Origin of the sequence: Shimia sp., from assembly GCF_049116215.1 — a bacterium.
Taxonomy (GTDB): Bacteria; Pseudomonadota; Alphaproteobacteria; order Rhodobacterales; family Rhodobacteraceae; genus Shimia.
In genome coordinates, this window is record NZ_JAGDZB010000007.1 from 16,044 (window position 1) to 39,586 (window position 23,543).

Sequence of the window (23,543 nt, forward strand, 5' to 3'; positions counted from 1 at the left end):
GAGGCATTATGACGAAACCCACCACCTACGGGATCATCGGCTGCGGCATGATGGGACAAGAGCATCTGCGCAACATTGCACTCCTCCCGAACACGGAAGTTGGGGCCATCTTCGAACCCAACGCCCAAATGCGCACGGAGAGCGCGCGTTTCGCGCCCGATGCGCAGTTTGTCGACAGCCTGGAAGAGCTGCTGGCCGTCGACGCTCTGGACTGCCTGCTGATCGCCAGCCCGAATTTCTGCCATGTAGCCCAACTGCAAGAGATCGCCCGAATCCGCCCCCTGCCGATCCTTGTCGAGAAACCGTTGTACACGGATCCGCAGGACCTGGCCGAAATCGATGAATTCATCGCCAGCTATCCCGCCGCGGCCTGGGTTGCGATGGAATACCGCTATATGCCACCAGTCGCGGCGTTCCTTGAAAACGCAGCAGATGTCACTGGCGGCATCAAAATGCTGACCATCCGTGAACACCGCTTTCCCTTTCTGGAAAAGGTCGATGACTGGAACCGCTTCAACGCCAAATCCGGCGGCACCTTTGTGGAAAAATGCTGCCATTTCTTTGACCTCATGCGCCTGACGCTTGGGTCAGAACCCGTGCGCGTGATGGCCTCGGGCGGGCAGGACGCGAACCATCTGGACGAAAGCTATGATGGGCAAGCGCCGGACATTCTCGACAATGGATATGTCATCGTCGATTTCGAAAACGGCGCCCGCGCGATGCTCGAACTTTGCATGTTTGCCGAAGGCGCCGAATATCAGGAGGAAATCGCAGCGGTCGGTCCAAAAGGCAAAATCGAGGCGCTGGTCCCCGGGCCGGGCCGCTTCTGGCCCGCGCACCTTGGCGCCGCGCCTACCCCCAAGCTCATCCTGTCTCCGCGCGCGCCCAAGGGACCCGTTGAACAGGAAATCCCTGTGGATCCGGACATCCTCGATGCAGGCGACCACAACGGATCAACCTTTTACCAACACAAATATTTCCTGGAGTTGGTGCGCGGCGAGCGGTCCACATCCGAGGTGAGCCTGACCGACGGCAAAATGGCTGTCCTGATGGGCATTGCGGCGCAAACATCCATCCAAGAGAAGCGATCTGTCGAGATGTTGGAGATCACCTAAACGGCTCAGGCGCGTGGCTTCCGTTTGGCACTGCATCGCCAACGCCCACGCGCCGATCACCTTCGTCGAGGGACTGGCAAGGCATAAGGTTGACGCGCTCACAGGCCACCAAGCTGAGTGACACCACATCAGAACCGCAGTATCTCCAAATGCGCTTCCCACTATACTTTCGTGCGCGCCTAGACCTTCAGCAACACCGCCATACTGATCCCATATCAGTAGGAGGTTGAAATGTTCCACATGCTCAAATGTCTCGCGGTAGGCTGTGCCGCTGTCGGTGTGATCGGCCTGCCACAAGCCTACGCAGAGACACCCCCGAAAACGCTCTATAACGAGGCCATGGCATCCCTCGAGGATGCGCCGAAAGAGGCTATCGACATCCTGCAGTCGATTTGTACCCACGGCTATGCGCGGGCCTGTGATCGGTTGGGCTACTTTAGTTTCAAAGGCATCGGCGGAGATCAAGACACCGCGCAGGCCATCTTTTACTATAACCAGGCCGTAGAACTGGGACAAAGCAAGTCCCTTGTGTCCTTGGGCAAAGTGCACCTGTCGTTACAGGACTACGAGGCTGCACAGCGGAGCCTGTTAGCCGCCTCTGCGCACGACCTTCAGAAAGGCGACGCGGTTCTTGCCTGGGCCCATGCAACGGGGAGATTGGGGCCTCTGTCCGATCCCCGTTTGGGAATTCCAACATTGGCCGAGTTGGCAAAGGCAGACAGTCGCGATGGCCAGATGCTGTTGCTGGACGCCTTAACGCGGGACCTTTCGCAACGGGTTGATGTGACCGACACTCTGACCCAGCTCCACGCGCGGCATGCGGATGGCGACCCCAAAGCGGCAGAAGCCTTACTGAAGTACTATCGGGTTGTCGGACATGCGCGCGGCACACTCGCCACCCGTGACAGGCTTCTGCAAACCGAAGGATTGCGCGCAAAAATCCAGGTCGAAGAAGGGTTGTATCTGGCGCGCGATCAAAACCCCGCTCAGTTCTGGCGTGCCTCTGAAGAGATCGTGCGTGCGGCGCCAAATGATGTGTTTGGGCGTGGGCTCTCTGTGGCAGCCAAAATCAACAAAAACGCCTATGTGCGGATTGTGCAGATGGAGCTACGCGATCTGGGTTATGCAGTGGGCCGTGCCAGCCCATATATGAACCGCCCTTTGATCCGGTCCATCAACGCCTTTTGCCGCGATACTGGTCAGGAAAGCGCGTGCCTCTATGGACCATTAAAATCCAAAAGCATCAAAGCTGTCGCGGGAGAATTGGCGCAGGTGCGCACAGAGCTCTGAACCTCTCACAGACACACATGAATGGGCTCACGTTGCGCCCATTCTGCGTTTTAGGGCTGATGTATTTGATCCGGGAACACACGATCAAATTCGAACTGCAAGTGGTGGAGATGTTCACCCCAGTGGTCGTCCGGTGCGTTTTGCACCGCTTGTAACGCGCTCCAGAGGTCCATCCACCCCAAGACCGCTGCGGAACCGGACAATCGGTGCGCCTCTTCTCTTTCCGCTTTGGTCAACGGATGGGAGGCCTGCTTGCCGGTCAGGAACTGCGAGATCTCGCCCTGGGTTTCCCGTACGGCTTCGGTGTAACGTTCGAGACCAAACTGCTTGAGAAATTCTGGGGCGTCCTGCGTCGCTTCGGTGAACTCCGCACCACTGCCTTGCACGCCAAACACGTCAGCCAGAGCGGCTTGGATTTCTGCGCGCCGAACCGGCTTTAGGATCAACGTCTGAAAGTCTTGCGACAGAATAGCCTCATGATCACTTGGCGCGGCGTGTGCTGTGACCGCAATAGCGGGGGTTGCGACATTTGGTGAGGCACCTTTTCTGATGCGCTTCAGCGTTTCCAACCCGTCGATACCCGGCATACTGATATCCAAAAGCAAAACGTCAAAATCCGCAGCCTCACATATCTCAATGGCCTCAAAGCCGTTGCTGGCCGCCTGCGTTTTCCCTCCCAGATCACGCACGATATGCGACAGAATTTCACGATTGATGTCGTTGTCGTCCACAACCAAAGCCCGAAATCCCGCCGGCAGCTCCGGCAGGGATTGCCTGTCAGGATTGGTTGGAAGGCCCACCAATTCCGTCGTGATTGGCAGTGGCAAGCGGAACGTGAACAGGCTGCCTTCGCCCAACAAGCTGTCGGCCTCCAGTTCCCCACCGTTGCGCTCAATCAGGCGCTTGGTGATCGCGAGCCCAAGGCCGGTGCCTGAGTTCTCCCGGTCAAAGGCCGTGTCGATCGTGACAAACTCTTCAAAAATCCGGCTGAGGTTTTCCGGCGCGATGCCCACCCCGGTGTCCGCCACACGAAACTCTACCACATCGCCCGAGGAAAGACGTTCGATTTCAATCGAGACACTGCCATCACGCGTGAACTTCAACGCGTTGCCAACCAGGTTCACCATACAGCGCTGCAGCGAACTGCGGTCGCCTCTGACATCCTGCAAATCCTCCGTCAGAAAATCCACTGTGAGCATATTTGCGTGCTGAGACGCATTGCTTTGCAGACTGTCCACCACGTCCTGCACCAATGCCCTGAGATTAAAAGGCGCGTGCTTCGGGGCCGCGGCCTCGGACGTCAAGGCGGACAAATCCAGCACATCGTTCACATGGGACAGGAGCAGTTCGCCAGAAATGCCTATCGACGCCAGATACCGCCTTTGCGCATCGCTTAGATTTGACTGATCCATCAACTCCAATGACCCCAAAATGCCGTTGAGTGGCGTGCGCATTTCGTGGCTCATCACCGTCAGCAAATTGGATTTTGCCTGCTCACCAACCTGCGCTTTTTCAAGCGCGTCTTTCAGATCCTCTTCGGCTTTCAACTCACTGGTGATGTCGCGCAGAAAAGACACAAACACCGTTTCTCCACTGGCTTCTGACAGCGATATCGAAAGCTCTACAGGAAACACTTCTCCGTTAGCGCGCAGCCCCTGTAGCCGGAGCCGGCCAGCGCCAATCACCTTCTTTGTACCGGTTTTTAGAAAGCGTTTTAGTCCAGCCCGATGAGCCGCGCGCAGGTCCTCTGGCACAATCACATCTGCCATATCGAGCCCAAGGACATCCTTGCGCGCGTAGCCAAACACGGTTTCCGCCGCGCCATTAAACTCCACAATGTGCCCGCGCCGATCTACAACAAGCACCGCATCCAACGACGACGACACGGCCGCCTCAAAACGGGCGCGGGCTTGTTCGCTTTTTTGAGAGGCCCGCTGGCCTAGGCGGAAAAGCTGGATCAGGCTGGCGAGCGCGAGGAACAACACCGCAATCAAGGCCGTCAGCCCGTAAGCCAACCGTTGCAACGTGACTGAGAGGCGGTTTCGACCGGCGGTTTCCTGCGTGGTGAAATGGTCAACACCAGCAAGCGCCAGAGCCCGCATTTTAGGGCGCAAGGCGTCAATGTCGGACAACAGGGTTGGCAGGTAGGCGCTCAACGCCTCATCCGCACCGTCAATCAATGGAACTGTTCGCTCAAGAAAGGCCGTAGCGTCCGCGGTACTTCTGGCGACTGTTTCCTCTTGGGAAATGGGTCTGAAGAACGCGCTTTGGCGGACGTTTGAGACTCGACTGTAAAGAATGTCGAACCTCTTGCGGACGTCGCTCAACGGCAGGGAGGCCTCAGTTGCGGCAGATTGGGCCGCCATTTGCAGCCGCAACAGCTCCACCTCGAGCTGGGACATGCGCCAGCTTACATCATCGTTTTGCGCCGTGGACAAAACCCGCAGGTCCGTGAAAACCGTGCGCCCCAAGCCACCAACTAAAAGCAAGCTTGCCAGAAGCAAGCCTGCGAAGAGGACAAACGGCCATCTGCCATTCATAAGAAGGTGCCTGATGCGCGTGATGGGGGCCTCAAATCACTCATTGGCAACAACCTCAATGCGATCAAGTTGCCAAATACTGCGGGAATAATACTCTTCTGTTTTATAGGCGACGTTGCCTGCGAATGGGTAAACGATCCACAATGGCCCCTTGTCACGCAAGGACATTTTTTCACCGTTGCGCAGATAGGCAATCATCGGGCCATTCTCCACCGCGTCCGACGTGGGGATCGAGACGGTGTAGTCGTTGGCGGCCGTGGCCAACAGATCGCCATCTCTGGCACCAACATGTGTTAAAAGAGCGGTCAAGGACACCCCTTCGAACACCTGTGTCCCTTCGGTCCAAATCGTATCGGTTTCAAACCGCACCAGGGGCAGCGCACGCAGGTCACTTTCTTCAAACTGCCAGGTCCGTCCCGCATCCGACTCTGAGACATCTCCGCTGACGGTCAACAAAGTGTCAGCCATGGCCTGAGACGCCACCATGGCGAGCAAGATGACGCCAGTCAAAAAGCTTGGCGTGGCGGGGGCGGCGAGCAGTTTTTTGAAACGGTACATGGGACACTCCGAATAATTGGTTGGCGTGTCTCTTTCTGACATGCTCGGGTGAGGCGCGTGTTTGGGCATCCGTCTAGGTCCCTAACCTTTGGTATAGTTTGCCTGACCCTTCGCCGGTCGGCGGTCATCTGATGCACCCACGGGTTTTGCCTAAACTATGCGAATTTACCTGCAGTTATCCTGTTGATGCCAACATCGGTTCACCAGGGCACATGGTTGAAAAGGAACTTGGTATGTCGCAAGATTTACAGCAAAGTCAGGGTGTCACGACTGGTTTACACACGCAGGGCCTCGTAGGGTCCTCCCAAAACCCAAGAGTAGGACGCCCCGTTTCTATGCGTATTTTGTTAGCTGATGACCACGGGATGGTTCGCGAAACCATCTCTGCCTACCTCACCTCTGAAGGCCGCGCCGCCGTTGTGGCCGGATCAGATTACTTCGAAGCCATGAAACTTCTGGAACAAAAAGGTCCCTTTGATCTGGTGTTGCTGGACTTCAGCATGCCTGGCATGAACGGGCTTCAAGGCCTTATCGATGCCGTCGCGGCCTATCCAGATCAGGCGTTTGCCATTGTCAGCGGCACCGCCCCCAACAAAGTGGCCCAAGATGCATTGGAAGCCGGAGCCATTGGCTTTTTGCCCAAGACCATGGGAGCCAAGTCACTGGTCAACGCGGTGCGTTTCATGATCGCAGGCGAGACCTTTGTGCCGGCCAGTGTGCTTGCTGCCGGCGGAGAAGCGGAAGAAAGCGATTTTGAGAAACAGCTGAGCCAGCGTGAAAAACAGGTGCTGACCGGGCTGTGCAAAGGTCAGTCCAACAAAGAAATTGCGCGTGACCTCGATTTGCAAGAAGTGACCATCAAGCTGCACGTGCGCACGCTGTGCAAAAAGCTCAACGCAAAAAACCGCACGCAGGCGGCTTTGATCGCAAAAGAGGCAGGCTTTGAATAAGCCCGCCTCTGTGCCGTTTTGCTAGAACACAAAGCTGTCTGAGAGCAGCGCCAGGTCATCCGCAGTGCCCTGCAACAGAAGCGTTGTGTTGTTGCCGAGCTCTACCGTGACATCCTGTCCGCTGACGCTGACATGGCTGGCAAACCAGGCGGCATAGTCACTTTCGCTGTCCCCAAGGTCCAGACCACCCAGATGCAGCCGGTCTCCTTCGGCAACCGTGTAGTCCAGAATGAGGTCTTGCGACCCGTCTAGATCGTCGTTGCGGAAAATGAAGGTGTCGGCGCCGCTGCCGCCAGTGGCTACGTCATCCCCTGCCCCCAGATACAAGCGGTCGGAGTCTGCGCCCCCATCTAGCGTATCATCGCCTGTCGCACCGCTGAGATAATCGCGGCCCGCGCCACCCGACAACTCGTCATTGCCTCTGTCTCCGCGCAGGCTGTCTCGGCCTTCGCCGCCGGTGAGTACATCGTCATTCGCGCCGCCACGAAGGTTGTCGCTTCCCAAACCGCCATCAAGGACGTCATCGCCAGAGCCGCCGCGCAGGTCGTCATCGCCAGCACCACCGTTAAGCGCATCTTGCCCGGAGCCACCAACCAACTGGTCGGCACCTTCTCCACCGTTGAGCGCATCGTTGCCGCTGCCACCGGTCAGCTCATCAGCGCCTCCATCGCCTGACAGGCTGTCATTGCCGGACCCGCCTTCCAATTGATCATCGCCCACGTTTCCGGAGAGGTCATCGTTTCCAGAGCCACCGTGCAAAACGTCAGCTCCAGATCCGCCTGAGAGCACATCGTCTTGTCCACCGCCAGACAGCGTATCGTCACCGGCGCTGCCAAAGAGCATGTCAGACCCCGATCCCCCTCTCAAAACGTCCGAGGCCTCGCCGCCGTCCAACGTGTCATGACCTGCAGAGCCTTCCAACGTGTCGCTGCCTTCACCGCCAAGCAGGAAGTCATCGTTTTCCGGCAAAAGGTTGCCAAATTGATCGTAACGCAGACCGTCGCTGTCGTAGTAAGACACAATCGTGCTGTTGCCATCCGGGCCTGCGCCGCCGTGCAAATAGTCATCGCCGTCACCGCCCAACAGCGTGTCGCCAAGACCACCACCAATCAGCTCATCTTCGCCAATACCACCGTCCAGCGTGTCATTGCCGCCGTTGCCTTCGAGCGAGTCGTCGTAGGTCAGCTCGCCCTCGGTCGTCGCAACGAGGCTCAGGTCCCGGATCAAAACGGAGGACGACAGATCGACCTCGACAAAGGGGCTTTCCGCGGTTGGATCCGCTGCGCCGTCGTTGGAGTAGGAACTGGGCGCTTCGGTCAGCAACACAAGGCTGGCTTCGCCGGTCGCCGGGTCGATCACCACCTGATAGATGCCACCGCTGTTGCCTGTGGCGTTGTTCATGTCATGGTCACCAGAGTTGCCGCCGACAAACAGGTTGCCGTCTGCATCCATGATTGCCGCACCAAAGGTCACGGCCGGCGCGCCGTCCAGAGTGACTCCGTCCACAACCGTCGAGGTTACAGGTACCATAGTGAATTCCGGTGCGCCGCTGGAGATATCGACAACCAACAGGATCGTGTCTGCACCTTCGGATGGCGGACGCGCCACGCCGTAGAAGCTTTGGGTGTTGGCATCAAAAGCCACGTCATAAACACGATGGCTAACAAGATCGCTGGGGATTTTGTGCACTGTCACCACTGGGCTTCCATTGGCGTCCAGCTGGTCGACGTCGATCACCGCAATCCGATCCATGCTGGATTGGAACGACCAAAGGTTGCCTTGGTCATCAAAGTCGCCGGTCCAGGACCGATACGGCGTTTCACCAATCCGGTAGCTGTTGCCTTCGGCATCCAGCATGATCAGGTCGGAGCGCTGCACCGCGTTGCCAAGGCTGTCAACACCGGTCCCAACAGCGATGGCATACAACAGATCGTCCTGCGCATTGTAGCCCATGGAGTTCACGTTCACGGTGCCCGCTGCACCAGCAACCTCATAGGTCTGTGTTTCCACATCAAACACATGCAGCGTACCGTTCAGGACTTGATAGAGGTTGGCCTGTCCGTCTGCAAAGGCGGCCACCTCCACCATTTGTCCGCCGATCTGCATCTCGCGCGCGTAGTGGAAGATTGGGCCGGATGTGTCTACCGGCGGACCTGTGTTAGGGCCGTCAATGGACCGCAATGTGATCTCGGTTTCCCCGCCAACCGCGGTGAAGCTTGTGTCAAAACCATTATAAGCGCCGCTTTCCGTGGAGTACGTCCCCACCACAGCTCCGTTAATGAACACTTCAACCGTGGCGCCGGGCTGTCCCGCGGCAAAGTTGGCCGCCAAGTCGAAGGACAGGCTGTAGACGCCGCCAGCTTCGGTGGTGATGGTTTGGCTCATCTGTTGATGGCCGCCCTCCAGAGCGGACACTGTCCAATTTCCGCTGTTGGCGTAGTCGGTGAACCCGGTCGCGTTGTCGGTGCCATCCAACAGGTTGGCCTGCTCATAGTCGCCATGAAGAGCATCGTTGCCCGCGCCGCCGGTGATGCTGTCATCGCCGGACAGTCCGGCAATGAGGTCACCTGTGCCAGTTCCGTCGAGCACATCGGAGAGGCCCGTTCCAGTGATGAGATTTAGGTTGCTTGGGGGCATGTTATGTCCTCACATATATCTGAAAAGGTTGAGACTTTGGCCGATCACCAGCCGATGCCGTTGATCGCGAGATCCTGCGGCGCGGCATCAAACAGACGCACCACATCCACCACGGACACGTTCTTGTGGCGCTGCACCGCGTCTCGGTAGGTGTCATTGGCGTGGCACACGATCACCACATCGGCCTCTGCCATGACGCTGTCGACATCGTCACGCAGCATGTCGGACAGGCCTTCCGCCAATTTGGCCAGACCTTGGCTGCCGTATTTGGTGTAGCTCGCCAGCCCGTCCAGAGGCGTGTCCTTGGTCACGGCCTCATCATGGGCCAGCAGCTCAACGCCTTGTTGTTGCAACGTCGCCATGGCCTCCAGAATTGGGCTCTCGCGCAGATCGTCGGTGCCGGGCTTAAACGCCAGCCCCAGAATGCCAACCCGCTTGGCGCCGGTTTTCTGCACCATCTCCACAGCCTGTTGGATTTGCTCCGCGTTGGACTGTTCCAGTGCACCGATCATCGGAAGATCAACACCAAGGGTGCTGGCCACATGCTGCACCGCGCGCACCTCCTTTGGCAGGCAAGAGCCGCCATAGGCAAAACCCGGCTTCAGGTAATAGGCGGACAGGTTGAGCTTCTGGTCCTGCGTGAAGATGTCCATCACCGCGTGGCTGTCCACCCCCAACGGCTTGCACAAACGCCCAACTTCATTGGCAAAACACACTTTGGTGGCGTGCCAAACATTGTCGACGTATTTGATGGTCTCAGCCACCTCGATGGTGGTCAGGATCGGCTTGTTATCCACCGGCGCATAAATGCGGCGCATGATCTCTGCCGTGGCAAAATCGGTGGTCCCGATCACGGTTTTGGGCGGGTTGTGGAAATCGTCAATCGCCACACCCTCGCGCAGGAATTCCGGATTGAAACAGATGCCAAAATCGCGGCCAACCACTTTGCCCGACACGGCCTCCAGAATGGGCGCCATGACCTTCATCGTTGTGCCCGGCGGGATGGAGCAGCGCATGGCGAAGACGTGAAAGCCATCTTTGTCGCGCAGACCCTGAGCCATCGCGTCAGACGCCAACTTGATGAAGTTGTAATCACAGCCGCCATCCGCAGCAGTGGGGGTGCCCACTGAGACAAAGGTCACGTCCGTATCGATGACCGCCTGGCGCAGATCATCCGTCGCGCTGATCAATCCGTCTGCAACACCCGCAGTCAGGGTTTCGGCGAGCTGATCTTCGTGAATGGGGCTTTGACCGCGGCCAATTTGATCCACTTTGGTCTGGTCCAAATCCACGCCGATCACCCGATGGCCCAAAGACGCCAGGCACGCGGTTGAAACCGCGCCAACATAGCCGAGACCCACAACACTGATGCTGGATTTTTGGCGTGGGGCTGGGACGACAATCTCTGCGTCCTGTGGTGAAAACTTACGGTATTCCATAATGTCGTCCTCCTGATTGAGTTCAATTTAGAGGATTGTTTTCATCAAATTTTCTGGAAATAGGTCAGCCTGAACGCCCCGAGGGTCAGCCCGCTATTCTTTCGAGAGTCCCTCCTTCTTGGAGCCTCAAAACAACAAAACCTGCATGGAGTTCCATGCAGGTTTGTCGCGTTCGCCAAGCGGGGCAGGCTATGATCTGGCGAACGATCCCGAGGGAAGGGATCAGGCAACTTCGGCGCGGTGATAGATGTCTTCGTAGCGAATGATGTCGTCTTCACCGAGGTAGCACCCTGATTGGACTTCAATCAGATGCAGCGGCAGCTTGCCTGGGTTCTCCAACCGGTGCACCGCGCCAAGCGGTATGTAGGTGCTCTCATTTTCCGTCAGTAGTTTGACGTCGTCGTTCACAGTGACTTTGGCGGAGCCGCTGACCACCACCCAATGTTCAGCGCGATGCACATGACTTTGCAGGGACAGCTTGGCACCGGGTTCCACCATGATGCGTTTCACTTGGAACCGCGGGCCGAGAGACAGCGTTTCGTAGTACCCCCATGGGCGGTAGCAGCGTTTGAACCCATCCGCTTGAGTGGCCCCTTCGGCCCGCAGCGTTTCCACCACTTGGCCGACATTTGCGCTTTCAGAGCGATCGGCGATCAGGATGCCATCATCCGTGGCAACGGCCATGATGTTTTTGAGGCCCAGCCCCACGAGCTTCACATCCGGGTTTTCGGACTTCAGCAAGCTGCCCTCACAGTCAATTGCGGTGGCATTGCCGGCAGTCACCGTGTCTTGGCTGTTTGGTTCGCCAATATCCTTGAGCGCTTGCCAGCTGCCCAGATCAGACCAGCCGCAGGTGAGCGGCAGCGCTGCGCATTGCTGAAGGTTTTCCATGACCGCATGATCAAAGGAGATATCCGAGCAGCGTTTGTAGGCCTCGGCGTTCAGACGGGTGAACCCGAGGTCTTCCCCACCCAGCGCCATCGCCGCCTCCGTAGGGCCAATCAAGTCCGGCGCGTGGGCTTCAAAGGCCCTCAGAGCCGTATCTACGCGGAACAGGAACATGCCTGAATTCCACAGCCAGTTGCCTTCCTCCAGCATCGCGGTGGCAGTGTCCTCATCAGGTTTTTCCGCAAACTGAGAAATCATCAAAGCGTCATCATTGCCGCCCTCGACACGCAGATATCCAAAGCCTGTCGCAGGGTGATCTGGCTTGATACCCAAAGTCACGATCAGACCTTTTTGTGCAACACGCGCTGCCTTTGCAATCACCTGACGAAAAGTGCGATCGTCAGTAATCTGGTGGTCGCTTGGCACCACAAGCAGCACTTTGTCAGGCGTGTCCTTGTGCACCAAAGCGGCGGTCAAAACTGCTGGCGCGGTGTTGCGGCCCTCAGGCTCCACAATCAAGGCACCACAGGTGGCCTGCATCTCCGTCATCTGCTTCTGCGCAATGAAGCGGTAGTCTTCGCCGGTGATCACCGTGGGCTCTGCAAAACCGGGGGCCATAACTCGATCAACCGTGCGCTGAAACAGGCTTGGACCATCAAGCAGATTGGCAAACTGCTTTGGAAAACTCTTGCGCGACACGGGCCACAGACGGGTGCCGGACCCTCCGGCGAGAATGATAGGCGTGATCATAAAAACATCCTTTCGTTGTGTGTTGAGATCAGCCTAGCTGCGCCTGTGACGGTGATTGGGCTGTCGGAGGGGTAAGGAGATGCGCAAAAGGATAGCCGCGCCTCAAAAGGGCAGCTCGATGAGCCCCACATACAGCATCAACAGAGTGAGAAAGGCCGACGTGGCTGTGACCAATTGGAACAACGCGAACCCATTGCGCAAACGATCCAGCACACTCGTGCCTTCACCGGCGCTTTGGTTGCCGCGATTGGACCACTTCTGTTTGGACAGGTGAAAGATCATGTAGATCTTCACAGACGCGTTAATCACCTGATTCAGATAAAGAATAAATGGCCAGGTCATATCCGCCCGGCGGCTGTAGCCGATCAAGAAGAGGCACAGCACCACGCGGGAGAACAACACCCAGATCAGGCAATTCCAGAAATATCCGGGCGCGATCATGCTGCCCAGCACGGCCATGATTGGGCTGACCATCATCGTCCACATGGCGAGGCGCTGATCCACCACACACCACCAAATGAAAAACGGCATCCGGCGCGGGCCCAGCGCGATGGCGCGGCTGCCATTGCGCAGCATGTTGCCAGACCAGCGGCGGAAGTTCTGGATCATCCGCATCAGCCCGTTCTCTTTGATCACCTCAATGGTGTAGACCGTGGCATCCGGCACATAGGTCATCTTCGCGCCCACACTCAGCAAGCGGTACCAGGTTGACTTGTCATCCCCAGACAAGAAGCGGAACCGGCCCCAAAGCCAGTGGTTCAAGTGATCAGCCTCAATGGTGCGGATGAACTTCGGGTCCACGATATGGCGTGCACGAAACACGCTCATGCGACCGGTCAATGTGAGAACACGATTGGACAAGGCGTGGCTCTGCATCGCCAGTCGACGTTGGGCAAACCGCATGTCGAGCCATTTTGCGATCCACTGCGGACCGTAACAGATCACCTCTTCATCGGTGGTGAGCGCCTGCAACTCTGGGTCATAGGCAAACATCGACAATGTTTTCTTGAGCACGTCGTCCCCAAACAAGGCATCCCCATCCATGAAGATCACCATGTCTTCGGGATCGGCTGCCGTGCGGCTGATTGCGCGCAGGATCAGGCCGATGGCCATGCGCTTGCCGGGCTGGTTTTGGCGGATGAACACCAGTTCGGCGAGATCATCGGGGATGTCCTGCGCGTACGTCTCCACAAACTCCCGGATGATCATTTCGTCATAGGCGCTGCCGGTGCCGATATAGAGCGTGGTGGGGATACGTTCACGCCGGATTTGGCCCAGAATGGAGCCGATCACCCGTTTGGTGATCGAAGGCTCTTCGTAATAGGTGGTCATCTGGATATGCAGCCGCTTGGGGCGCCAGCCCGCCTCCCAAAGCGCATCCGCCTGTTGGCGCATGCCGGGCCATTTGAAACGGGCATAGATCATCGCGCGGATGGAGTGGGTGAACCACCAGCCAAACCGCCACAAACCCAAAGTCCCAAGCACCACCGTGATATGGCCTGCATTTGGATCAAGGAACCGGTTGGGCACATTGGCGAGCAGCCAATAAAAGGCCGTGATCACTGCCAAAAGTGCCAGCACATGCGGGAGAGACCATCGTGCCCAATAAGGTTTTATTGGTGTCTGCAGGTCCCGCAACCGGTTTGTCAGATCTTTGTCAAAGGCATATTCGGACTCTGGTTCATACATCGGACGACCACAGTGTTTTGACGCGGTCAATCAGCCGCTGCGCCCAGGGGCGACGTACCTCGAGGTTGACCGGGGCATCGCGGCGCAGGGCCACTTTGGTGTCCGCCGCATTCAGGTCGCGCGGCGTAACGGTGACGATGATGCCAAACTCACCCGGTCGACGGGGATCCGCACCGGCCTGAACATCCGTCACCACGCCCGGCAAAGACTGCTTCTGCCCCATCGCGTTGATCCCAATGCTGGCGGGCATGCCAACAAAGATCGTTTCCGCAAAGCGCTCGCTGACCCAGCCCTGTGCCACGCGCGGCGTATCGCCTTCAAACACCACAGCCATGTCATCATGATCATAGGGCTGACCCTTGCGCACCAGAACCTCATGCACCACACCATCAGAGGGCGCGCGTACGTGACTGAGCGAGATCGCGGCTTTGTGCGCATCCCGCGTTGCCCGCAAACCGCGCACTTTGGCCAATTGCGCGGCCTCCACCTCTCTCAGGCGGGTCACGGCAAACTGAAACGGGTCCAGCGCAATGGCCGCCTGCGGGTTTTTCGCCAGCATCGCCTTCCAACGGTCCCATAGGGTGTCAAAGCCACGATCCCCAACAAACCGCGCATAAGCCTGCCCCACTGCCGCCGCCCGCACCTCCGCCGCAGCAACCGTGTGATAGGCCGTGAGCGCTTCGAGCGTTCCGGTGATCTGAAGCAGCTCGTTTTGCTCCTGTGCCAGCTTCGCTCGCGCCAGGTCCAACTTGCCCTCAGCCAGAGGGTCTTTCAGCCGCACCAGGACTTGCCCAGCGACCACGGCCTCGCCCGGTTCCACAGAGATCGACTTCACGTAACCTTCGCTGGCAGGCAGCTGTTCCGCGATTGGCGCCACCACCCGCCCATGTTGCACATTGATGCGGGTGACGCTGTTAAACACAGACGCGCCAAGAACGGTGGCCACCGTCAGGGCGATCACGCTGTAAATCAAAACATGCAGCGCCACGCGGATTGGCGTGGGCCAACGTCCTTTGATACTGGCCTCTTTCTCTTCTTCGGTCTCGCTCATCGGGACAAGGTCGACCGGCGTGTCCAAACTGGTAATCACATCCCCGCTGCTAGCCATTTGACCAGACAGCAACGCGCGATAGAACAACGCGAGAGTTTCCCTCTGGCGCCCACTCAAACCTTCAAATTCGGACAGATTGTCATCGCTTGATTGGGTCAACCGCACAGGGAAACGCACATCCACCCCCTGAAACGGCACGCTCAACACGCCAGTCTGGGGACACTCCCCAGCCTCTTCTGGCCAGTGCAACCCTGCCAGCGACCACGCCTCAATCCGCACAGCCTCTCCTGCTGGCGTTTCAAACGTCAGCGGGGCTTGCACGGTCCAGCTCATGTCAGAGCCAGCAGGTTGGTGTCGAATTTTCACAGCGACCTCGATTGATGTTCAAGATCAAACTAGCGCCAAGCGTGCAGCCCAGCGCCCGCGCGGCTGTATGGAACGTCGATCTAAAGAGAAATCAACTAACCCAAAGGATAGACCGCCGGTGTTTCGACCCCGCATGGGGCAGTCATTGGTATAGTTTGCGGGCACACAAGCGCGACCGCCCGTTTTCACATGTTCAGGTGCTCAAGCACCCAACGAAGCATTCACCCCAACTTTCAAACAGCCAGAAGAGTAAATCCCACGCAAACAGTCAGATTATTATTGATATGATATAACATATACTATAGGGCGAATTTCATCATAAACTTGGTTCAAGGGAACTCCATAATGTCGATTGTATCGCCGAAATTTGGCCGGTCTTTGTCTGTATCTCTTTTGGCAATTGCCACATCCATTGCCTCCCTTTCCGCCACCCAGCTTGCAGCAGAAGACACCATGGTTGTTGCTGCGCCATTTGGCCCGAAAAGCAGCATTCCTGATCCGCGCGCCCGTCAAAACGGCTGGCTGAGCAACCGCGCCGGTGTGTCTGAAACCCTGATTGGCCTGGGCTATGACATGTCGATGCAGCCGCGCCTCGCTGTGTCTTATGAAAACCTGTCTCCGACAGAATGGCAGCTCACACTGCGTGACGGCGTGACGTTCCACGATGGCACCCCCGTCACCGCACAATCCGTGAAAGACTCCTTTGCCAAACTGGACATTGAAGGCCATGCGGCTCACAATCCGCGCCTGTCCAAACTGCTGGGCATTGCCCACATTCAGACCCCTGACGACAAAACGCTGATCTTCCACACCAAAGAGCCGAACTCCGCATTCCTGTGGTCCCTGACCGAGCCATCTGCGGCTGTGATGAAAGAAGGCACCGACGCGTTGCCTTTGATCGGTACGGGTCCGTTTGTGTTTGTGAAGGCCGAGGCCGAGAAATCGTATGAGGTGAAAGGTTTTGCCGACTATTGGGGCGGCGCACCCAAATTGGACAAGCTAAAGATCGACGCGATTACTGATCCGTCTGTGGCAGCATTAGCACTTCAGGCCGGTGATGTGGATCTAGTCACCAACTACCCAGAGCCGGATTTCGCAAAACTGAAAGAAAGTGGCGAAGGACAGTTATTTGCGGGCGCCACAACCCGTCTATTCTTTTTCCAACCCAACATGACCGATGGCCCATTGGCAAACCCCGCGCTGCGCGAAGCCGTGTCGCTTGGGCTGGACCGTGAAACCATCGTCGCCGCTGCGCTTGTTGGTGTGGGCGGCTCCCCGGCAAACGCACTCTTCCCAGCCAACATGGCGTCATGGGCCAACGCAGACCTGTCTCTGCCCTACGATCCCCCCAAGGCGGCTGACATCCTGGACGAGGCTGGCATCGTGGACACCGATGGCAACGGCATTCGCGAACTGCATGGCAAGGACGTGGTGCTGAAACTGCGCAGCTACGAAGGGCGCGCGGCCCTGCGTCCAACCTTGGAGATCTCTCAAGTGTTGTTGCAACAGATCGGCCTGGGTGCAGAGATCGCCATGGGGGAGTTTGGCGCAAACAATGATGCGCTGAAAGCCGGTGAGATCGATCTGCATTTGCAGGCCTGGGGCTCCGCACCACAAGGAGACCCGGACTATTTCCCAAGCACGCTGGTTGCGACCGGTGCAAGCTACAACGTGTCCGGCTACTCCAACCCGGAGCTGGACGCGCTCTTGGAAAAAGGCCGCAGCCTTTTCACCACTGAAGAACGGCAGCCGATCTACGCGGAGGTACAGGAGATCATCAACCGTGACTTGCCAGTGATCCCCGTGTTCCACAAAACGCAGGTGTCCGTGGGCAACGGTAAAGTGGAAGGCTACCAAATCCACCCGGCAGAGACTTATTTTGCCTCACCGGAGCTGGCGATTGCCAAGTGAGCCCATGGCGCTTTTGACAATTGATGCCCTGTCTGCCGCGATTGGCAGGCAGGGTGTCCTGCATGACATCAATCTCGCGCTTAACGAAGGTGATTGGCTGGCCGTTGTTGGCGGCTCCGGCGCGGGTAAATCGACTTTACTGCGGTTGATCATGGGCCTGCGCAAACCTGCGCGCCCCTCGGCGGGGCATATCACCTTTGATGGGCAACACTGGAATTGCACCGCGCACTTCGTGCCGGATCGCAAAGGGACCGCCCTGGTTCCGCAAAGCCCCGCACATGGGTTTGATCCCTTGCGGCGGCTCGGCTGGCAGTGGCGGCAGGTCGCCAAACGGAAATCGCCGTTAAGCGTCGCGGAGCAAGACACAGTGATCACATCCCTTGGCTTACCTCCGCTGGATGAAAGCTTCCCGCATCAATGGAGCCGTGGCATGCAGCAACGCCTGCTGCTGGCTATGGCATTAATTGAGCAGCCCAAGCTGTTGATTTTGGATGAGCCCACCTCCGCCTTGGATCCGCTGATCGCTGCGCAGGTTCTGGAAGAGGTGCGTCAAATTGCGAAGGTACAGGGGATCTCTGTTTTGATGGTGACCCATGATCTTGGCATGGCCGCCCAATTTGCCAGCCACATCGCAGTGATGGCAGAAGGGCGTCTTGTGGAAACCGGCGCAACTGAAGCCCTGCTGTCCCAGCCCCAAGCCACCTACACAAAAGACCTAGTAGCGCATCGCCATTGGCAAACCACCTCCGAGGACCTGTGCCGTGCAGCAGAATAAGCCGCTGATTTCCGTATCCAACTTGCAAGTGTCTGTGGGCGACAAACAGCTTCTTTCCGGTGTGTCCTTTGACCTGCGCGAAGGCGAGATGCTCTGCATCGTCGGGGAAAGCGGCGCGGGCAAATCCACGTTGGTCAAAGCCCTGCAAGGCATGATGCCCGCACACTGTGATCGCTTCACCTATGCTCCCTCCAGCACCGAGGTTTGTGGGGCAGTTCCTTCCGGGCTGGGATTGGCTCAAGCCCGGTGGGTAATGCAAGATCCACTCGCCGCGTTGAACCCGCGCCAAACCCTTGGACGGTCCATTGCAGAGAGTATTCACAGGGAAAAACTATCAAGGGACCACCTGAGCAAACGTGTGCTCTCGGCATTGGATGACGTCGAGCTGACATCAGATTTCTACGACCGTCTCCCGTCCCAAGTGTCTTTGGGACAGGCGCAACGGGCGTGTTTGGCCCGCGCGCTGATTGCGCGGCCGAAACTGATCTTCTTTGACGAGCCGCTCAGCGCGCTGGATGCCTTAGTACAGAAAAAGATTGCCCAAAGAATGGAAAGCCTGCGCCGGGCCACAAACACCACCTACATCGCCGTCACACACGATCTTGGATTTGCCGCTGCCTATGCCGAAAAAGTGCTGCTGCTGCGCGAAGGCACCGTCTCGGCGTATCAAGCGCGCACGGCATTTTTTGCGAACCCGCAAAGTGACTATGCCAAAGACTTGGTCGCTGCTGCGCAAAGCCTCGGCGCACTACCGGAGGCCGCCGCATGAAAACGCTACTTATTCGATTTGGCGGCCTGTTGGCGGTTCTGTTCGGGATCACCCTGATCACGTTCACCCTCAGTTACTTCGCCCCCGGCGACAAAGCGGAGGCGATTGCCCATGCCCGCTACCCGGGTGATTTTGGCATCGCGCCCGAGGTGCTTCAGGGCATCCGCGAGGAGTTCAACCTCGATGCGCCGTTCTTTTCCCAATACACCCATTGGCTGGCAGACGTGTTGCGCGGAGATTTTGGCATCTCTTACTCATCACGCACCTCGGTTTGGGTGATCTTTGTCGACAACCTTGGTGAGACGGTCACGCTCACGCTGACCTCTTTGGCCATTGGGCTCGCTGCGGCCTTCTTGTTGTCCGCTGTTGCGGTTCGCTATCCAAACACCATTTGGGATCGCGGCGCGGTGATCATCTCTTCCATTGGCGCCGCGATGCCCAGCTACTGGCTTGCTTTGCTGCTTATTCTGGGCGTGTCCGTGCACCTCGGCTGGCTGCCCGCCTATGGCACGGGCACTCTTGCGCATCTGATCCTGCCCGCTGCGACGCTGGCCTTTTGGGTCATGGCCTCGCAAACCCGCCTTCTGCGCACATTCATGCTGGAAGCTTACGACCAACCTTTCATCGAAACCCTGCGCTTGCGTGGCATTCCGGAGCGGGAGATTTTTTCCCGCCATGTCCTGCGACACTCCTTTGTTCCCGCGCTCACGATGATTGGTCTGGATATGGCCAGCCTGCTCGAAGGCGCCATCATCGTGGAACTGACGTTTTCCCGCTCTGGTCTTGGTTCTGTCCTGGCAGGCGCGGTGCTGTCGCGCGATCTGCCTGTTGTGATGTTCCTCGTGATGTTTTTTGCCACCGCTTATGTGGTCATCAACTCCATGATTGATGGGGTTCAACACCTCTGTGACCCACGGAATTTGAAGAAGGTGAAAGCATCATGAGCATGAGCCGAACTTTTGCCATCTCCAGCAGAGAAACCCTGGACCCATTGCGTCGCTTCAAAAGGCGCGTTGCCTTTGCAGCTTTCATCCTTCTTGGCCTGTGGAGTCTCTCCCTTTGGTTGACACCCTATGAACCTGCCGCAGCCGACTTCTTAGACCGCCTGGCCCCGCCAAGCGCAGCACATTGGGCAGGCACAGACCACCTCGGACGCGACATCGCAACGCGATTGCTCTACGGTGCTGGCTGGTCTTTGGGGCTGTCACTTGCCATCTCACTGACAGGATTTGTGGTCGGCACGCTGGTTGGCATCTTTGCCGCCCGCTCTGGCCCGGCGGGCGACTTTGCCGTGATGCGCGTGACCGACAGCTTCTTTGCGTTTCCCGAGTTGATCGCGGCGGTGACCTTCGCGGGCTTGTTTGGTCCCAGCACCACCAACCTTGTGATCGCGCTGATGATGGTCAGCTGGATGAAGTTTGCCCGCCTCGCCCGCGCGCTGACACTCAGCCTTGGCGACAGCGATTTCATCACTCAGGCGCGTTTGAATGGGCTGAGCAGCCCGCTGATCCTGTGGCGGCACCTATTGCCCAATATCCTGCCATCCCTATTGGTGCTTTGGACAAACAGTTGGTCGCGCACCATTTTGTCCGTCTCCGGCTTGAGCTTCCTTGGATTTGGCGTACAACCGCCCTCAGCCGAGTGGGGCGCCATGCTTTTGGATGGCAAAGCCTACATGCAAACCGCACCGCACATCATGATTTTCCCGGGCCTCGCCGTTTTGTTAGCGGTGATGGCGATCAACCTCACCGGAGACCGTTTGCGCGATCTCATGGCAGGCAAAACCTAACCTAAAAAGAGCTCGCTATGGATACGACAGGCATTGCGCTGCGCATTGGCGCCACGTTGTTTTTCACGTTGATGGTTGTCTGCGTGAAGTTTTTGTCAGGCACAGTCCCGCTAGGGCAAATTGTCTTTTTCCGCAGCGCGGTGGCCTTGGTGCCATTGGTGCTGTTCCTCATGTGGACAGGCGACTTCCCCGGCGGGCTGCGCACCAAACGCCCGCTTGGGCATATCCTACGCTGCTTATTGGGCTGCGCTGCGCTATTCGCCTCCTTTGCCTCGTTGGAATACCTTCCCCTCGCGCACGCCTCAATCATCGGATACCTCGCGCCGATCTTGGCGGTGATCCTGGCACAAATGTTCCTTGGCGAACAAATGACACCTGCCCGTTGGGGCGCCGTAGCGCTCGGATTCTTGGGCATGTTGGTATTGGTTGTCCCACAAGCCTCCGCGACCACTGTGGATACGTCTTATCTCATCGGTGCTGGACTGGCCTTAACAATGGCCATCTTCACCGCTGGCGCCAAAGTGCAAATCCGCAGCCTGGCCCAAACCGAAAACGCGGGTGCCATCGCCTTCTATTTTGCCGCGACCTGCTCGGTTGCCGGGCTGGCAACGGTGTTCTGGGGCTGGTCTGCTCCAACACCAATGGCCTGGGTCTGGCTCTGCGGTGCGGGTCTGTCTGGCGGCGTGGCGCACATCATGATGACATTAGCCTTACAGCACAGCGAAGTCTCCAAACTGGCCCCGTTTGAATATTTGTCGCTGGTGTTTGCCGTGTTGGCAGACCTCACGCTGTTTCAGATCGTCCCCGAAGCCGCATTTTACTTGTCTACGGCCCTCATTATTGCGGCACTTTGGCTGAATGTCACAGAAGGAAAGCTCATTTTTAGAAGGCAAACCAACAGAGCTGGCTGAGCAGCATGGTCAAACTAACCTGACTGTAAGTAATCCCAGCACCAAGGCGCGCTTTACTCACTATCAAATCAAAGCCCCTTCCAACACTGTTGGAAGGGGCTGTCTTTTTTAGGATGTTGAGCCGCGGCAAACCAAACGAGCCTATTAAACGGTACCGCCCAGACTGCCTTCCAGCGCCACCAATTCTTGTCCGCCAGCCATCATGTCTTGCAGCTCATCAGGAGTGATTTGACCGCGTTGAGACGTACCCAGCGTTTGGCCTCGGTTCAAAACTGTGAACCGGTCCCCCACGGCCATGGCGTGACGCACATTGTGAGTGATAAATACCACAGCCACACCCTGTTTGCGCACCTTGTCGATGGTCGCCAAAACATTTGCGGTCTGACGCACACCAAGAGCGGATGTTGGTTCGTCCAGAATGAGCACTTTGGCCCCAAAGTGGACCGCACGTGCGATGGCCACAGTTTGCCGCTCACCGCCTGACAAAGTACCAACCGCCTGATCCGGGCCGCGAAGGTTGATGCCCATTTTGCGCATTTCATCCATCGTGACATTATTGGCGTAGTCGTGATCGAAGAAGTTCATCGGACCAATCTTCTTCACCGGCTCGTTGCCCATGAAGAAGTTTCGGCTCACCGACATCAATGGGATCATGGCCAGGTGTTGGTGCACCGTCGCGATCCCGGCAGAAATCGCATCACGCGGATCGGCAAAATGCATCTGCTGACCTTCAAACAGGATTTCACCTTTGGTCGGCTTATGCACACCGGACATGGTTTTGATGAAGGTCGACTTGCCCGCGCCGTTATCACCAAGCAGACAGTGACATTCACCGGGGAAGATATCGACCGAAACACCAGCCAATGCGATCACGCGGCCAAAGTGTTTCTCGATGTTTTTCATCTGGATGATGGGAGCATGTTCAGGGTTCATATCAACGCTCCCCTGTGATGATGCGACGGATGTAGGTGTTCAGGATCACCGCTCCAAGCAGGATCACCCCCAGGAACACGCGGAACAGAGAGCTTTCGACACCGGCGAAGAACAATCCCTGTTGCACCACGCCGAAGATCAAAGCCCCTAGCGCGGCCCCGATGACAGATCCGTATCCACCGGTCAGCAGCGCGCCACCGATGACCACTGCAATGATCGCTTCAAATTCCTTGAGCAAGCCGCGGTCTGCACCGGCAGAGCCAAACTCCATGACCTGACACACCGCAAAAACCGTGGCGCAGAAGGCGGTACACATGAACATCAGGATTTTGACCTTGTTCACCGGCACGCCGGAGTTCCGAGCGGCTTCTGCATCGCCACCAGACGCATAGATCCAGTTGCCAAATTTGGTCTTGGTCAGAATGATATGCCCGACAATCACCAATACGATCGCCCAGACGATCAGCATCGGCAAACCCTCGACCACTGGCTGACCTTTACGGGTGCCGCGCTCGAACACCGCGATGATGCCGTTGTCGCCCATCCACTGGAAAAATCCTGTGAAAATTTTGCCACCAAAGACCGGAGCCAACCAGTCTCCCTCGGCAACATCGCTCACGCCGCCAATGATGGTTTTGCGCTCGATGGTCTGCGGCAGGTAGATCGCAAAGCCGCGTAGGATAAACAGGAAGGCCAAGGTCACAATAAAGCTCGGCAGCCCCGTGCGCACCACAATGAACCCGTTCAACGCGCCAATCGACACTGCAATCACAAAGGTGACAATGATCGCGAGCCAGACCGGCCAGCCAAGCGTAACGCTGAAAATCGCAATCAACATGCCCGCGAAACCGATCATCGAGCCAACCGAGAGATCAAACTCCCCTGCGATCATCAGCAGACAGGCCCCGACAGCAATAATCATGAATTGCGCCGAGATCTGGCTCCAGTTCATGATGCCCTGGCTGTTGAACATGCCACTGTCAAAAGCGAACAGTAGGAAAAAAGTGAACACGGCGATGGTGCCGACAATCCCGCCCAGCTCTGGGCGGATCAGTGCATTGCGGAAACTGGAGATTTCCTTAACGCGTTCGTCGGAATTGGCCGTGGGTTGCGTCGCGCTTGTCATGCGACATCTCCCATTTGATCTGAATTGTAGGATTTGCAGTACAGAGTGCGCGGGGC

Annotated in this window: 18 protein-coding genes; 9 read left to right on the forward strand and 9 right to left on the reverse strand. The window is 57.4% G+C overall.

Annotation, left to right across the window (positions count from 1 at the left end; all coding sequences use genetic code 11):
• Positions 1–8: 8 nt before the first annotated feature.
• Both JXR15_RS18855 and JXR15_RS18860 read left to right on the forward strand, forming a co-directional pair.
• The gene (locus tag JXR15_RS18855; protein ID WP_422054743.1) at positions 9–1,115 is read left to right on the forward strand and encodes a Gfo/Idh/MocA family protein; all 1,107 of its coding nucleotides are present in this window, start codon (positions 9–11) and stop codon (positions 1,113–1,115) included.
• Positions 1,116–1,346: 231 nt separating this feature from the next.
• Positions 1,347–2,405, forward strand: coding sequence for a hypothetical protein (locus JXR15_RS18860; protein ID WP_422054744.1), 1,059 nt, complete (start codon positions 1,347–1,349; stop codon positions 2,403–2,405).
• A 50-nt stretch (positions 2,406–2,455) separates the two neighbouring features.
• Here JXR15_RS18860 and JXR15_RS18865 read toward each other — a convergent pair whose 3' ends face one another.
• The gene (locus JXR15_RS18865; RefSeq protein ID WP_422054745.1) at positions 2,456–4,945 is read right to left on the reverse strand and encodes an ATP-binding protein; all 2,490 of its coding nucleotides are present in this window, start codon (positions 4,943–4,945) and stop codon (positions 2,456–2,458) included.
• A gap of 36 nt (positions 4,946–4,981) precedes the next feature.
• Positions 4,982–5,503, reverse strand: coding sequence for a molybdopterin-dependent oxidoreductase (locus tag JXR15_RS18870; RefSeq protein ID WP_422054746.1), 522 nt, complete (start codon positions 5,501–5,503; stop codon positions 4,982–4,984).
• A 335-nt stretch (positions 5,504–5,838) separates the two neighbouring features.
• On the opposite strand from JXR15_RS18870, the gene JXR15_RS18875 reads away from it, so the two are divergent.
• On the forward strand, positions 5,839–6,453 hold the full coding sequence (locus JXR15_RS18875) for a LuxR C-terminal-related transcriptional regulator (protein WP_422054747.1): 615 nt from the start codon (positions 5,839–5,841) through the stop codon (positions 6,451–6,453).
• Positions 6,454–6,474: 21 nt separating this feature from the next.
• On the opposite strand, the gene JXR15_RS18880 is transcribed toward JXR15_RS18875, so the two are convergent.
• The 5 genes from JXR15_RS18880 to JXR15_RS18900 form a co-directional block, all read right to left on the reverse strand.
• Entirely contained in the window at positions 6,475–9,090 is a 2,616-nt protein-coding gene (locus JXR15_RS18880) for a DUF6923 family protein (protein WP_422054748.1), read from the reverse strand.
• A gap of 44 nt (positions 9,091–9,134) precedes the next feature.
• On the reverse strand, positions 9,135–10,529 hold the full coding sequence (locus JXR15_RS18885; protein WP_422054749.1) for a nucleotide sugar dehydrogenase: 1,395 nt from the start codon (positions 10,527–10,529) through the stop codon (positions 9,135–9,137).
• Positions 10,530–10,751: 222 nt separating this feature from the next.
• Entirely contained in the window at positions 10,752–12,167 is a 1,416-nt protein-coding gene (locus JXR15_RS18890) for a mannose-1-phosphate guanylyltransferase/mannose-6-phosphate isomerase (RefSeq protein WP_422054750.1), read from the reverse strand.
• A 102-nt stretch (positions 12,168–12,269) separates the two neighbouring features.
• Entirely contained in the window at positions 12,270–13,856 is a 1,587-nt protein-coding gene (locus tag JXR15_RS18895; protein ID WP_422054751.1) for a glycosyltransferase, read from the reverse strand.
• Positions 13,849–15,273 carry an HlyD family efflux transporter periplasmic adaptor subunit gene (locus JXR15_RS18900; protein ID WP_422054752.1) on the reverse strand — a complete coding sequence of 475 codons (1,425 nt, stop codon included), beginning with the start codon at positions 15,271–15,273 and terminating at the stop codon, positions 13,849–13,851. The genes JXR15_RS18895 and JXR15_RS18900 overlap by 8 nt, the downstream gene beginning before the upstream one ends.
• Positions 15,274–15,618: 345 nt before the next feature.
• Here JXR15_RS18900 and JXR15_RS18905 point away from each other — a divergent pair, with 345 nt between their 5' ends.
• Genes JXR15_RS18905 through JXR15_RS18930 form a run of 6 tightly spaced genes read left to right on the forward strand, consistent with a single transcriptional unit; the run spans position 15,619 to position 21,428 of the window.
• Positions 15,619–17,184 (forward strand): ABC transporter substrate-binding protein, encoded by a 1,566-nt coding sequence (locus JXR15_RS18905; RefSeq protein WP_422054753.1) that lies wholly within the window; start codon positions 15,619–15,621, stop codon positions 17,182–17,184.
• A 4-nt stretch (positions 17,185–17,188) separates the two neighbouring features.
• Positions 17,189–17,959, forward strand: a complete 771-nt coding sequence (locus tag JXR15_RS18910; RefSeq protein ID WP_422054754.1) for a dipeptide/oligopeptide/nickel ABC transporter ATP-binding protein — start codon at positions 17,189–17,191, stop codon at positions 17,957–17,959.
• Positions 17,946–18,728: an ABC transporter ATP-binding protein gene (locus JXR15_RS18915; protein WP_422054755.1), complete on the forward strand. Its 783-nt coding sequence runs from the start codon at positions 17,946–17,948 to the stop codon at positions 18,726–18,728. The genes JXR15_RS18910 and JXR15_RS18915 overlap by 14 nt, the downstream gene beginning before the upstream one ends.
• Positions 18,725–19,672 (forward strand): ABC transporter permease, encoded by a 948-nt coding sequence (locus JXR15_RS18920; RefSeq protein WP_422054756.1) that lies wholly within the window; start codon positions 18,725–18,727, stop codon positions 19,670–19,672. The genes JXR15_RS18915 and JXR15_RS18920 overlap by 4 nt, the downstream gene beginning before the upstream one ends.
• Entirely contained in the window at positions 19,669–20,517 is an 849-nt protein-coding gene (locus tag JXR15_RS18925; protein ID WP_422054757.1) for an ABC transporter permease, read from the forward strand. The genes JXR15_RS18920 and JXR15_RS18925 overlap by 4 nt, the downstream gene beginning before the upstream one ends.
• A 17-nt stretch (positions 20,518–20,534) precedes the next feature.
• Complete coding sequence (locus JXR15_RS18930) at positions 20,535–21,428, forward strand: DMT family transporter (RefSeq protein WP_422054758.1); 894 nt, start codon at positions 20,535–20,537, stop codon at positions 21,426–21,428.
• A gap of 144 nt (positions 21,429–21,572) precedes the next feature.
• On the opposite strand, the gene JXR15_RS18935 is transcribed toward JXR15_RS18930, so the two are convergent.
• Together JXR15_RS18935 and JXR15_RS18940 are read right to left on the reverse strand one after the other, a co-directional pair.
• Positions 21,573–22,361: an ATP-binding cassette domain-containing protein gene (locus JXR15_RS18935; RefSeq protein WP_422054759.1), complete on the reverse strand. Its 789-nt coding sequence runs from the start codon at positions 22,359–22,361 to the stop codon at positions 21,573–21,575.
• 1 nt (position 22,362) lies between these two features.
• Positions 22,363–23,487 (reverse strand): ABC transporter permease, encoded by a 1,125-nt coding sequence (locus tag JXR15_RS18940; protein WP_422054760.1) that lies wholly within the window; start codon positions 23,485–23,487, stop codon positions 22,363–22,365.
• Between the last annotated feature and the right edge of the window lie 56 nt (positions 23,488–23,543).

What these genes read in the sequence shown, in the direction of transcription:
- JXR15_RS18925 (WP_422054757.1), top strand. Translation starts at nt 19,669, where the DNA reads ATGAGCATGAGCCGAACTTTTGCCATCTCCAGCAGAGAAACCCTGGAC.
- JXR15_RS18855 (WP_422054743.1), top strand. Translation starts at nt 9, where the DNA reads ATGACGAAACCCACCACCTACGGGATCATCGGCTGCGGCATGATGGGA.
- JXR15_RS18865 (WP_422054745.1), bottom strand. Translation starts at nt 4,945, where the DNA reads ATGAATGGCAGATGGCCGTTTGTCCTCTTCGCAGGCTTGCTTCTGGCA.
- JXR15_RS18910 (WP_422054754.1), top strand. Translation starts at nt 17,189, where the DNA reads ATGGCGCTTTTGACAATTGATGCCCTGTCTGCCGCGATTGGCAGGCAG.
- JXR15_RS18940 (WP_422054760.1), bottom strand. Translation starts at nt 23,487, where the DNA reads ATGACAAGCGCGACGCAACCCACGGCCAATTCCGACGAACGCGTTAAG.
- JXR15_RS18920 (WP_422054756.1), top strand. Translation starts at nt 18,725, where the DNA reads ATGAAAACGCTACTTATTCGATTTGGCGGCCTGTTGGCGGTTCTGTTC.
- JXR15_RS18930 (WP_422054758.1), top strand. Translation starts at nt 20,535, where the DNA reads ATGGATACGACAGGCATTGCGCTGCGCATTGGCGCCACGTTGTTTTTC.
- JXR15_RS18890 (WP_422054750.1), bottom strand. Translation starts at nt 12,167, where the DNA reads ATGATCACGCCTATCATTCTCGCCGGAGGGTCCGGCACCCGTCTGTGG.
- JXR15_RS18875 (WP_422054747.1), top strand. Translation starts at nt 5,839, where the DNA reads ATGCGTATTTTGTTAGCTGATGACCACGGGATGGTTCGCGAAACCATC.
- JXR15_RS18870 (WP_422054746.1), bottom strand. Translation starts at nt 5,503, where the DNA reads ATGTACCGTTTCAAAAAACTGCTCGCCGCCCCCGCCACGCCAAGCTTT.
- JXR15_RS18885 (WP_422054749.1), bottom strand. Translation starts at nt 10,529, where the DNA reads ATGGAATACCGTAAGTTTTCACCACAGGACGCAGAGATTGTCGTCCCA.
- JXR15_RS18905 (WP_422054753.1), top strand. Translation starts at nt 15,619, where the DNA reads ATGTCGATTGTATCGCCGAAATTTGGCCGGTCTTTGTCTGTATCTCTT.
- JXR15_RS18895 (WP_422054751.1), bottom strand. Translation starts at nt 13,856, where the DNA reads ATGTATGAACCAGAGTCCGAATATGCCTTTGACAAAGATCTGACAAAC.
- JXR15_RS18880 (WP_422054748.1), bottom strand. Translation starts at nt 9,090, where the DNA reads ATGCCCCCAAGCAACCTAAATCTCATCACTGGAACGGGCCTCTCCGAT.
- JXR15_RS18860 (WP_422054744.1), top strand. Translation starts at nt 1,347, where the DNA reads ATGTTCCACATGCTCAAATGTCTCGCGGTAGGCTGTGCCGCTGTCGGT.
- JXR15_RS18935 (WP_422054759.1), bottom strand. Translation starts at nt 22,361, where the DNA reads ATGAACCCTGAACATGCTCCCATCATCCAGATGAAAAACATCGAGAAA.